An 11,184-nucleotide genomic window follows, 5' to 3' on the forward strand; every position below is an offset into this window, starting at 1 on the left:
TTTTGTATATTATATGTTCCGAGTTACCTTTGCAAACCAATAATTTAAGACAACTAGAATATATGTCGGATCAAGCAACAATAAAACAGGACGCAAGATTATCGTTTGACGAGTTCAAAGAAGAGGTCCTACATGACTATTACCTAGCCGTAGCCAGTCGTGAGGCGAGCCTTATAGGTCGTCGAGAAGTACTTACCGGCAAGGCTAAGTTTGGCATATTTGGCGACGGTAAAGAGCTGGCACAAATAGCTGCTGCTAAGTGCATGCAACCTGGTGATATTCGTTCGGGCTACTATCGCGACCAAACATTGATGTTTGCCACCGGCATGAGTGATATAGAAAAGTTCTTCGCACAGTTATATGCCAATCCGGATATTAACCACGAGCCATCATCTGCCGGCAGAATGATGAACGGTCACTACGGAACAAGATGGCTGGATGAACAAGGAGAATGGAAAAATCTTACTGATGCCCCTCAATCTTCAAGCGACATATCTCCTACAGCAGGACAAATGGTGCGTTCTCTGGGTTTAGCTTTTGCTTCCAAGATGTTTCGTAATGTGAGTGAGCTGAGTGAAGGGTTTGAAAAATTCAGTAAAAATGGTGATGAAGTTGTTTTCTGTACCATTGGAGATGCTTCAACATCTGAAGGCTTGTTCTGGGAAACCGTGAATGCTGCTGGTGTACTACAAGTGCCTCTTGCTATTTTCGTTTGGGACGACGGATATGGAATTTCTGTACCTAGAAAATATCAAACTACTAAAAACTCTATCTCTGATGCCTTAGCAGGTATGCAATGGGATGATAATAAAGGTGGACTTAATATCTATAAAGTAAAAGGTTGGGACTACCCTAGCCTTGTAGATACCTTCAAGAGGGGAATTGCGAAAACTAGAGAAACTCATATACCAACAATATTCCACGTACAGGAAGTAACACAGCCTCAAGGGCACTCTACATCGGGTTCACACGAGCGTTACAAGTCTAAAGACAGACTGGAGTGGGAAAAAGAAATGGATTGCATTGTCAAAATGCGCTCTTTCATATTAGAGAACAACATCTCTACAGAGGAAGAATTGGACGAGCAGGAAAAACAGGCAAAACAAGAAGCCAGAACTGCTAAACAAAAAGCATGGGAAAGCTTCATCACTCCTATAAAACAGCAAATAACACAAGCAACCAACCTATGTAACCAAATAGTTTATGAAGGTGGTGCTAATGCTACAGCTGTAGCAGAGCTTTCTCAAAGCCTTGCAGCAATTAAGGAGCCAATCAGAAAAGATGTTATCCAAACCTTACAAAAGGTGGCAGCACTTTCTACTGGAAACTCTGAAGCTGCTAGAAATTTGCGTAATTATTGCGACTCTTTGATTCAGGAGAATGAAGACAACTTCTCTTCTCATTTACATTCAGCGTCGAAATATAATGCTATGAGTGTAGCTACAGTACCTGCTACCTATGCTGCTGATGCGCCTACGCTTAATGGCTACGAAATATTAAATAAATTCTTCGACCATACTTTTGCTAACAACCCTGCTGTTTTTGCCTTTGGGGAAGATCTTGGTAAAATTGGTGACGTAAACCAAGGTTTTGCAGGGCTACAAGAAAAATATGGTGCACTTCGTATATCCGACACTGGCATTCGCGAAGCAACAATTATAGGACAAGGGCTGGGTATGGCAATGCGTGGATTAAGACCAATTGCCGAAATACAGTACTTAGACTATCTACTATATGGTCTACAACCATTGAGCGATGATGTTGCAACAATGCAATACCGTACTCGTGGCGGGCAAAAATGTCCATTAATCGTTCGCACACGCGGACACAGACTGGAAGGCGTATGGCATAGTGGCTCGCCAATGGGCATGATCCTGAACAGCATTAGGGGCATGTATCTATGTGTACCTAGAAACATGACACAAGCAGCAGGTATGTATACCACATTACTACAAAGTGACGAACCTGCGATTGTAGTAGAATGCTTGAATGGATACCGTTTAAAAGAGCAGCTTCCTGAGAACCTAGGCACTTACACTGTTCCTTTAGGTAAGCCTGAAATAATAAGAGCAGGTGAAGACGTTACCATCGTTTCTTATGGTTCTACATTGAGAGTTATTGAAGAGGCTATTGTAAACTATTTAGAACCTAAAGGCATAAGCTGTGAAGTGGTAGACGTACAAACACTATTACCTTTTGACGTTGACCATATCATACTAGAGTCTCTTAAAAAGACCAACCGTATAGTATTTATAGACGAAGATGTTCCGGGAGGTGCAACTGCTTATATGTTCCAACACGTTATGGAAAAACAAGGTGGATACAAATGGCTGGATGTTGCTCCACGTACAATTACTGCAAAAGCACACCGTCCTGCTTATGCTACTGACGGAGACTACTTCTCTAAACCAAATGCAGAAAGCATAACAGCTATTATTGAAGAAATGATGGCAGAGTAAATAGATAAAAATAAAATATACACACATAAATAAAGCCTCACTTTTGTGAGGCTTTATTGTTTTATGAAAAAAGGATATATATCTTACAAGTAACTAAACCACTTAACCATGCCAAACTATTCTGGAATACGTTGGAAGAAATTTGATTCCAACAGAAAAAACGTAGTTGAAAAACTATTCTCTCTGAAAGAAGGGCTAAAATCTATACCTCAAAAAACTACAGATAAAAACTTTCTACTTGCTACATGGAACATCAGAGAGTTTGACGGCAACAAATATGGCAACAGACTAGAGGAGAGCTTCTATTATATTGCCGAGGTCATCTCTTCTTTTGACATGGTAGCAGTACAAGAAATAAAAGGCAGTCTGGATCCTTTAAAAAAAGTAATGCGCATCTTAGGCAACCATTGGGATTATCTGGTGTCAGATATTACCGAAGGTAGCAGAGGTAATGGAGAGCGCATGGCATACATCTATGATAAACGAAAAGTACAATTCACTTCAGTAGCGGGAGAGATCGTAATACCACCAAAAATAAAAAAAGACAGTAACGGTAACACTGTCAAAAAGAACGGAAAAACTGTTTATGAACCTGTTGCTCAATTTTGGCGCACCCCTTATCTGGTCTCCTTTCAGTCAGGGTGGTTTAAGTTTTACTTATGCACCGTGCATATACTCTTTGGCGACGCAAAAGACCTTACTGATAGAACAAAAGAAATACATGACGTAGCTCTATTCTTTAAAAAAAGAGCTAAAACCGAAAACGAGTACAGCAGCGACAAGGACTATTGGGATAGACAAAACTTTATACTACTAGGCGATTTCAATATAATTGACCGACAAGATGAAACCTTTAAAGCACTAACCCATAAAACAGACTTCATCATACCTGCTCAGATAGAAAAGGAGAACCTACACGGCTCTAATGTAAATAAGGATAAGTTCTACGACCAAATTGTTTATAACAATAAATATGGCAATGCGGTAGTAACCGATGCCGGTATATTTGACTTTTTCAATCATGTATATACTAATACAGACGAAGACTACAAGCTTTACTTAAAAGCAATGGAATCCGTAAAAAAAGGCACTAAAGCTCCTACTATGAGCTGGTATAGACAATGGCGCACACATCAAATGTCTGATCATCTACCTATGTGGGTAGAATTTGATACAGACTTCTCTCAACGATACTTAGAAGAAAGAATGAAGAGCTAATATTTGCTATAAATAGCCATTAAGTAGAAAACAGACTATACTCTTCTTCCTTTGGTGGATATCTAGCAAACTCCTTTACTTGAAAGGAGTTTGCTAGTTTAATTAATTGATACCAAGAAGCTCTACGTCAAATATCAAGGTACTATTAGGGCCTATCTCAGCACTTACATGACGGTCACCGTAAGCAAGATCATGAGGGATAAAAAACCTATATTTACTACCTACAGACATTAACTGCACGCCCTCTGTCCAGCCTTTGATCACCATATTTAATGGAAAAGATGCGGGCTGTCCTCTTTGTACAGAACTATCGAATACTGTACCATTAATTAATGTGCCGTGATAATGGCAAGTAACTTTATTAAACTCCGTCGGCTTATCGCCATCGCCCTCATTGAGCACCTCATACTGTAAACCACTTTCTAAAACAATGACTTCATCACGTTTACCATTTTCTGCTAAGAAAGCCTTACCCTCTTCAAGGTTTTTATTAGACGTTTCGTCTCTTAAGGCTTTTAGTCTATCTGCAATTCCCATATTTATTATTTTATTTACTTAGTTTTTGTTCATAATATTCTTTTATACATGCTATAACATAGTCCTGCTGCTCGCTTGTCATACCTGCAAATAACGGTAGTCTTAGCAAACAGTCATCATATCTATCACAATTTGGCAGCGCCTCACCATGATGCTTGTCTTTGTAGTAGTCTGACCTATGAAGTGGATTATAATGAAAAACAGCACTCACCCCTCTCTCTTTCAAAAAAAGTCTTAGTGCTTTCTGCTCTTTATAGTCAGGCATTATCAATCCAAACAAGTGTCCATTGACTGTGGCATATTCGGGCACAAAAGGCAGCTGAAACTTGCCCATATCAGCAAGCATTTTAAGCTCTTCATAATACCTATTCCAAATAGCCATTCTTTTAACCTGTATATCCTCTAGCTCTTCTAGCTGTGCATATAAAAATCCTGCTATAAGCTCTGACGGTAAAAATGAAGAACCTACCTCAACCCATCCATATTTATTCACTTCCCCTCGTAAAAACTTGGTTCTATCCGTACCTTTTTCTCTAATTATCTCGGCTCGTTCTATAAATTGGTCATCATTTACTACCAACATACCCCCCTCTCCACTACTTATATTTTTAGTCTCGTGAAAAGATAACGCCGCCATATGACCAATGGACCCCAAAGGCCTGCCTTTATAATAAGAGTCAATAGCTTGAGCAGCATCTTCTATCACTATAAGATCATGCTTTTGAGCAATTGCCATTATCTTATCCATATCACAAGCCACACCTGCATAGTGTACCGCTACTATTGCTTTAGTATTGGGCGTTATTAACTCTTCTATTTTATCCTCATCCATACCAGGGTGGTCTGCCCTACTATCCATGAACATCACTTTTGCACCTCGCAAAATGAAAGGATTAGCAGATGACACAAAAGTATATGATGGCATTATCACCTCATCTCCTGGTTTCAGATCAATTAATATGGCAGCCATTTCAAGAGCATCTGTACAAGATGTTGTCAGAAAACAAGCTTTAAAGCCATATTTATCGGTAAAAAACTGGTGACACTTCCTAGTATATTCACCATTACCACATAGTTTCAAACTACGCAGCACATCTTTTATATAATATTCTTCTTTTCCTGTAAGGTAGGGAACATTGAAAGGAACAGACAATGTAGACGCTGTTCTATCAGCTTGCAAGTTAGGCATGTGTTAGCTAATAAGTTAGTCGCTCAAAATTAAACAACTGAATATAAATATAATAAGCATATGCTCATTAAAATTATTCAGTTATTTTTTTGCACAACTATTAGCTCACTTATGCTGTATGCGCATAATAAGGTAGTTGCATTTCTATTAGAGACGGAACTTTCGTCTTCGCCTTATTTTTCTTAGGCTTGGTAATAGCCAATCTTATACCATCAATAATATTATCTGCTGTAAAGTTTCTCTTGCTTTTAGGGGCAGTTCTTTTTGTATTCACTAAATAAACCTCATCTTCAGCAAGCGTATATATTAAGGGAATGCTGGAAAACTTTACATTATCTAATAGCTCATGATACAATTTTGTGCTACTCAATCCCGGGTTATTCGGATTCACAAATACAACATCAGGTACAATTTCCGAAATCATCTCGTCTGCCAACTCATTTGCACAGGTATATACCCTAAAGCCTCTATTTCTTAAATATTCCGCATCGGGAATCATAGCCTCACTATCTCCGCCTAACATTAATATTCTGAAGTTCATAACTTAAAAAGTTTGGTTATGCTACTTATATAGACGTAAAAACTGTGCCATTGGATTGGTTGGTATCGTTAAAAAAAACTTATAATACCATTGAAATAAAAAAAACTATAATGTGTATTATTTTTATTATCTTTGTAAACCATCGTAATTAAAAACCTGAAAGTCATGTATATCACAACTGACAATTTGATTATCAAACCTTTAGAGCATTCAGATATTCAAAATTTTCAGCTCATCTACCCCGACTTCTATGCATTTCAGCAGAGCATACCTTTAGTTTCCATAAACAATAGTTTACAAGTTTCTGACAAACTAGATGCTTGCATAAAAGAACTTCATAATCTCGGTTTTGGTATAGGCACTGTATCCACTAAGAATGATGAATTTGTAGGTTTAGCTGGTTTCTCTTTTATTGAAGAAGTGAACACCTACGAAATACACTACGAAATACTTCCTCAACATATTCGCAAAGGCTTTGAGACAGAGATCTGTAATACACTCATTGATTACGCATTTAATAATATCGGTCTTGACAAATTGTGTGCACGTGCAATAATCGGAAACTTTAATAAAGACAGAGATTACATCAACGCAGGCTTTTCTTACATGGGAGAAAGAGCTATTGAATCTGATGGTAATATTTACTTATGGAATTACTATGAGTTGAATAATGAATCAGACCTTAGTCCTAGCAGCTACTCAGACTTTGAAAGCCAAGACTTTTTCTAATAGTCAAATACTCACATTACTCTATTTATAGTTGTATTGGCTTTATATTAGCAATATAAAGCTGCAAAATGGTACACTATATACTAAAAAACAAAGCAACAAAACTATTTGTTGTACTTACCTCATTTTTCATTGCTAATGCACTAATTGCAGAATGTATTGGAGGAAAACTATTCTCTTTAGAGTTATTACTTGGTCTTGAGCAACACCCCTTCTCCTTTTTAGGGCAAGAGGGCTTAACGTATACACTTACTTGCGGCGTTTTACTTTGGCCACTAGAATTTGTAATGACGGATATTGTGAATGAATACTATGGCCCAAAGGCTGTAAAACGTATTTCATATATCGCGGTAGCACTTATTAGCTATGCTTTTTTTATGTTTTATGTAGCTATAGAAGTACCTGCTGAGCCTTCTTTTTGGATATCTAGTCAAGCAGATAGTGGCGTTCCTAATATGCAATCAGCATTTAGTAGCATATTTGGGCAAGGCATGTGGATAATAGTAGGTAGTATCACAGCTTTCTTAGTAAGCCAAATTGTAGACGTTTGGGCTTTTCATAAAATAAAGCAAACCACAGGTGAAAAGAAAGTATGGTTAAGAGCTACAGGCTCTACCCTAGTTTCTCAATTGGTAGACAGCTTTATTGTTCTGTTCATCGCATTCTATATTGGGAGAGACTGGACAATACAACGAGTAATAGTATTATCGCTAATTACCTACTCCTACAAAGCAGTTATGGCACTGATACTTACACCAATTATATACTTAGCAGAAGGAGCTATAGATAGATACCTAGGCAAAAATCTAAGCAAGGAAATGAAAGAAGCCGCTATGCAGTAATGCTTAGCGGAACTTCTTATAAGCTTTTTGTTTAAAACGGTAGCTAATGTTCAACTGTACATTAGGCACCTTATACAACTCCTTAGATATTGTCTTCTGTCCATTAGTACCGGCATTATCCCAAACTGATTGTGTTAATCTCATATCTACTCTCATAGATGGAGACCAGTTGTAAGAAACACCAAGTAAATAACCCACTGTGAATCTATTAGTAAAGTCACTTACCTTAACACTTGGAGCACCAGCCATCTTAGTATAGTCAGGACTAAAACCCGTAGCACCTTCCTTAGTGATCTGATTTGGTAAATCTACCTGAGTAACTTTAGTCTTAAGGTTATAAGCCAAATTCACCCCTCCAAATACATTGAAGCGTTTAACATTATACCTAAGTGCTATTGGCATCTCAAATGCTCCTAGCGTAGAGAAGTTGTAAGAGTTACCTACTGAGTCAAAAGTATATACTTTACCACCGCCACTGTTATACGATGAGTCTAAGTTAGTATAATAGCTTTCGCTAAAGTTGATATTATTATTGAAACGTTGTACATATTTCAATTCTGTAAGTACACTCCATTTATCACTTAATGACAGATCACCTACAAAACCTAACTGGAAGCCAGACACGTTGTTAGCAGCAATAGAGCTATTAACACCTGCTACTAGGCCAGGATAGAACTTAACGCTCTTCATTTTGAATTTAGCGTTACGAACCATTTCTTCAAAACGGTGTCCGTTATAGTTCTTCATTTTATGACTAGAAACTTTCTTCTTAGACAAGTCCGTATAAACACCGGCACCATCTTCAGTTTCTAAATTAGCATTCTGCGCTTGTAACAATAACTCTTCAGGTAAAGCGTCTTTATCCTTGTTATTGTTCATAGCAACTGTAGCTTCTTCTTTTTCTTCTGCAGGCTTCTTAGATTTTATTGCTACTCTACCAACTGATAATGTATCTACCATAACGCTACCATCCTTAGCCACACTTTCTCTTGTTTCGATCTTATCAATTGTATCAACTAAATAGTTTTCTGTAGATGCAGTTTTATTATTATTCGAATTATCAGGAACAGGTTTGGTGTTAATATTCAAGTCAGCTTGTACACCTGATGGCAATTGCTTGTTGCCCGTATTATTCATTCTTTCCGCACTACTATTCAATGCCAACGCACCCATATCTCTAGACTGCTGCTTAGTTTGCTGTGGTGCAGGAGTACTACCGCCTACAGCAGTAGATTGCGGTTTACTCATATTACCTGCAATTGCTTTAGGCTGTGTATTATCACTGCTGATAGTAGCTGGTTTAGTATTATCTGTAACATTTTGACTAGCTACAGTAGCACTTTCCTTAACTACAGGTAAACTATTGTTATTAAGCGACTTGTCGCTATTACTAGCCACAGTGGACTTGATTGAATTGTTACGTTTTGTTACAGTATTTGAACTACTTGGACCTTTAGTTGTAGTCATCTGATCAGCGTCGATCACAACAGTTTTGGTAGCACTATTATTAGTACCACCACCTACGATCGACCCTTCAGTTGAAGTAGCTGTATTGTTCTCTTTGTTGTTAAACTCATTATAAGGTTGGGCAATTCGCTCGTCGGCATTATTCATCACACCACCGGCTACTCCACTACCAGTACCTTGACTGGCATAAAGCGCCATCGTATCATCAGACACAGCATTTCCTTTAAATGAAGAGTACATTTCGTAACCACCACCAATGGTAATGGCAGAAAGTAGTAGCAATAGAGCTGCAAAACCTAGCTTGCGTTTATTGCCTGTGGCAGGTGCTGTAGGTACTGTTCCTACAGGCATATGCTCATCGAGCAAGTCCTTCATTTTAAGCCACGAACCCGGACGGCCAGCCTCTTCAGCGTTGCCCAAACGCTGCTTAAAGAGGTCGTCTATGTTAGTTAAGTTGTTATCCATTTGGATAATTTTATTTTTTTAAATGCAATTGTAGTTTTTCAATTTTTTCTTTCAACATTCTTCGCCCTTCCGACAAATGCCATTTGGACGTCCCTTCACTTATACCCAACATAGCTCCTATTTCTTTGTGAGGATACCCCTCCATAACATACAAGTTGAACACAGACCTAGTAGCCACCGGTAAGGATTGTACTAACTCCAAAAGTTGGTTATAGTATAGATTATCTGCATGGTCTTTATGTATATACTCGTCTTTCTCTACCAACAATATCTTGTCGTTATAACGAGCATTCTGTTTTACATAGTCAGACACTGCGTGAAACACTATTTTTCTTAACCAACCTTCAAATGAGCCTTGGAAGTTATACTGGTTTATCTTTTGAAAAGCTCTCAGAAAACCATTATTTAAAACTTCTTCGGCCTGCTCTATGTGGTCTATATACCTGCGAACTACTCCCATCATTCGAGGAGTGAACATGCTATATAGCTGTTCCTGTGCGCTGCGTTCATTCTGCATGCACCCTCTGATGAGCTCTTCTAGCTCGCTGGTCTGACCAGGTACTGTATATGCCAAAGCTATAGCCAAGTAACGGGTATTAATGAAAATGTCAACTGTATAGACTGCTCCTATATCAATTGGGTTGGGTAAACCACGTTACAATTTTTACAATTAACAATAAAAACTTGTCATGCTAATATACACACTAGAAAGGAGATATGAGAAATTTACTTGAATTAATATTAGATTAAGATATATAGCTGATAATCAGAAGGGTAAGCTATTTTAAAAGAGTACTTTTTCTTCCATTGGCTTACAGAAGTCTTAATAGTACCACCTAGCTTTTACTACAACAAAAGTTGATACATTGAACAACACATCAAATCGGTAATAGAATAGTAAAATGCTTATATTATAACTTTAGATAAAAGTTATTAAACAATTGGCTTACAATAATATGATCTAAGTTATAATTACAAATCAAAACCTAACTGATAGAAATAGTGCTCATTATTCACTAAATGAACTCTTACTTTTTTGCCTTTAAGCTCTGCCTGCTTTAGATTGCTCAAGGCAAGTTTTACCAACCTTTTACTCTGACGGCCCATAAATCTATTCCAAAACACAACACATTGATAGTCATAGCTTTGAGAACCACCATTTACATTAACAACATGCAGATACTTTTTCAAGTCATCCATAGTAAAAGTACTATCGACAGAGGAAAGTGGAACAGGCGGGAATTGCTGAAAAGCTTGCTCCCTATCCCATTTCAGATTGGGAAAACCACCTGTATGACAATTTACACTATGCACTATTAGCTTGCCTGAAGCATCAAACAACATATACTGCAATGGCTGCGACAATTGCTTTTTAAAATTTAACACCTTGTAGATCTTATCAGAATCATTAACTCCTTGAAAATCTATATCACTATGAACCAATTGATTATAACTACTATCTAATGTATAAATACTATATAGGGAATACCCATTTTTTTGTGCCACGCGACCTACTTCTTTGTTAGACATCGGTTTGGCACTTTTTATCCCGTAGATACCTAAAAGTACTTTTGAACAAGAAGATAAAGAGAGCGTAGTGATGGCCAATAAGGCTATAGCAAGTTTTTTCATGCGACAATAATACAGGGTAAAATGCTAAGAAAAAGCCAAACTAATAGCAACTAGAACGAGGAAATAACCGGTAGTTAAAAACAGTTACAACATTAACATATGCTC

At 37.7% G+C, this 11,184-nt stretch carries 10 protein-coding genes; 4 read left to right on the forward strand and 6 right to left on the reverse strand.

Going from position 1 to position 11,184, the window contains the following annotated elements; all coding sequences use genetic code 11:
• The first annotated feature begins 62 nt into the window (after positions 1–62).
• Both R2800_05750 and R2800_05755 read left to right on the forward strand, forming a co-directional pair.
• Positions 63–2,459 (forward strand): thiamine pyrophosphate-dependent enzyme, encoded by a 2,397-nt coding sequence (locus R2800_05750; protein ID MEZ5016537.1) that lies wholly within the window; start codon positions 63–65, stop codon positions 2,457–2,459.
• A gap of 108 nt (positions 2,460–2,567) precedes the next feature.
• Entirely contained in the window at positions 2,568–3,677 is a 1,110-nt protein-coding gene (locus tag R2800_05755) for an endonuclease/exonuclease/phosphatase family protein (GenBank protein ID MEZ5016538.1), read from the forward strand.
• 102 nt (positions 3,678–3,779) lie between these two features.
• On the opposite strand, the gene R2800_05760 is transcribed toward R2800_05755, so the two are convergent.
• From R2800_05760 to R2800_05770, 3 genes are all read right to left on the reverse strand, one after another.
• Positions 3,780–4,214 (reverse strand): FKBP-type peptidyl-prolyl cis-trans isomerase, encoded by a 435-nt coding sequence (locus R2800_05760; protein MEZ5016539.1) that lies wholly within the window; start codon positions 4,212–4,214, stop codon positions 3,780–3,782.
• 10 nt (positions 4,215–4,224) lie between these two features.
• Entirely contained in the window at positions 4,225–5,403 is a 1,179-nt protein-coding gene (gene rffA / locus R2800_05765) for a dTDP-4-amino-4,6-dideoxygalactose transaminase (GenBank protein ID MEZ5016540.1), read from the reverse strand.
• A 109-nt stretch (positions 5,404–5,512) separates the two neighbouring features.
• Entirely contained in the window at positions 5,513–5,944 is a 432-nt protein-coding gene (locus tag R2800_05770; GenBank protein MEZ5016541.1) for a hypothetical protein, read from the reverse strand.
• A 165-nt stretch (positions 5,945–6,109) separates the two neighbouring features.
• Between R2800_05770 and R2800_05775 the strand changes: the two genes are divergently transcribed.
• Positions 6,110–6,673, forward strand: a complete 564-nt coding sequence (locus tag R2800_05775) for a GNAT family protein (GenBank protein ID MEZ5016542.1) — start codon at positions 6,110–6,112, stop codon at positions 6,671–6,673.
• Between the two features lie 68 nt (positions 6,674–6,741).
• Complete coding sequence (locus R2800_05780) at positions 6,742–7,515, forward strand: queuosine precursor transporter (protein MEZ5016543.1); 774 nt, start codon at positions 6,742–6,744, stop codon at positions 7,513–7,515.
• A gap of 3 nt (positions 7,516–7,518) precedes the next feature.
• On the opposite strand, the gene R2800_05785 is transcribed toward R2800_05780, so the two are convergent.
• The 3 genes from R2800_05785 to R2800_05795 all read right to left on the reverse strand — a co-directional run bounded on the left by R2800_05785 (position 7,519) and on the right by R2800_05795 (position 11,079).
• Positions 7,519–9,447: an outer membrane beta-barrel protein gene (locus R2800_05785; protein MEZ5016544.1), complete on the reverse strand. Its 1,929-nt coding sequence runs from the start codon at positions 9,445–9,447 to the stop codon at positions 7,519–7,521.
• Between the two features lie 10 nt (positions 9,448–9,457).
• Positions 9,458–10,021, reverse strand: a complete 564-nt coding sequence (locus tag R2800_05790; GenBank protein MEZ5016545.1) for a sigma-70 family RNA polymerase sigma factor — start codon at positions 10,019–10,021, stop codon at positions 9,458–9,460.
• Positions 10,022–10,419: 398 nt separating this feature from the next.
• The gene (locus R2800_05795) at positions 10,420–11,079 is read right to left on the reverse strand and encodes a hypothetical protein (GenBank protein MEZ5016546.1); all 660 of its coding nucleotides are present in this window, start codon (positions 11,077–11,079) and stop codon (positions 10,420–10,422) included.
• Positions 11,080–11,184: the final 105 nt, after the last annotated feature.

It is taken from the genome of Flavipsychrobacter sp. (assembly GCA_041392855.1).
GTDB lineage: Bacteria > Bacteroidota > Bacteroidia > Chitinophagales > Chitinophagaceae > UBA5543.

Excerpts from the sequence above, each read along its gene's own strand:
- R2800_05750 (MEZ5016537.1), top strand. The coding sequence starts at position 63 with ATGTCGGATCAAGCAACAATAAAACAGGACGCAAGATTATCGTTTGAC.
- R2800_05755 (MEZ5016538.1), top strand. The coding sequence starts at position 2,568 with ATGCCAAACTATTCTGGAATACGTTGGAAGAAATTTGATTCCAACAGA.
- R2800_05760 (MEZ5016539.1), bottom strand. The coding sequence starts at position 4,214 with ATGGGAATTGCAGATAGACTAAAAGCCTTAAGAGACGAAACGTCTAAT.
- rffA (MEZ5016540.1), bottom strand. The coding sequence starts at position 5,403 with ATGCCTAACTTGCAAGCTGATAGAACAGCGTCTACATTGTCTGTTCCT.
- R2800_05770 (MEZ5016541.1), bottom strand. The coding sequence starts at position 5,944 with ATGAACTTCAGAATATTAATGTTAGGCGGAGATAGTGAGGCTATGATT.
- R2800_05775 (MEZ5016542.1), top strand. The coding sequence starts at position 6,110 with ATGTATATCACAACTGACAATTTGATTATCAAACCTTTAGAGCATTCA.
- R2800_05780 (MEZ5016543.1), top strand. The coding sequence starts at position 6,742 with ATGGTACACTATATACTAAAAAACAAAGCAACAAAACTATTTGTTGTA.
- R2800_05785 (MEZ5016544.1), bottom strand. The coding sequence starts at position 9,447 with ATGGATAACAACTTAACTAACATAGACGACCTCTTTAAGCAGCGTTTG.
- R2800_05795 (MEZ5016546.1), bottom strand. The coding sequence starts at position 11,079 with ATGAAAAAACTTGCTATAGCCTTATTGGCCATCACTACGCTCTCTTTA.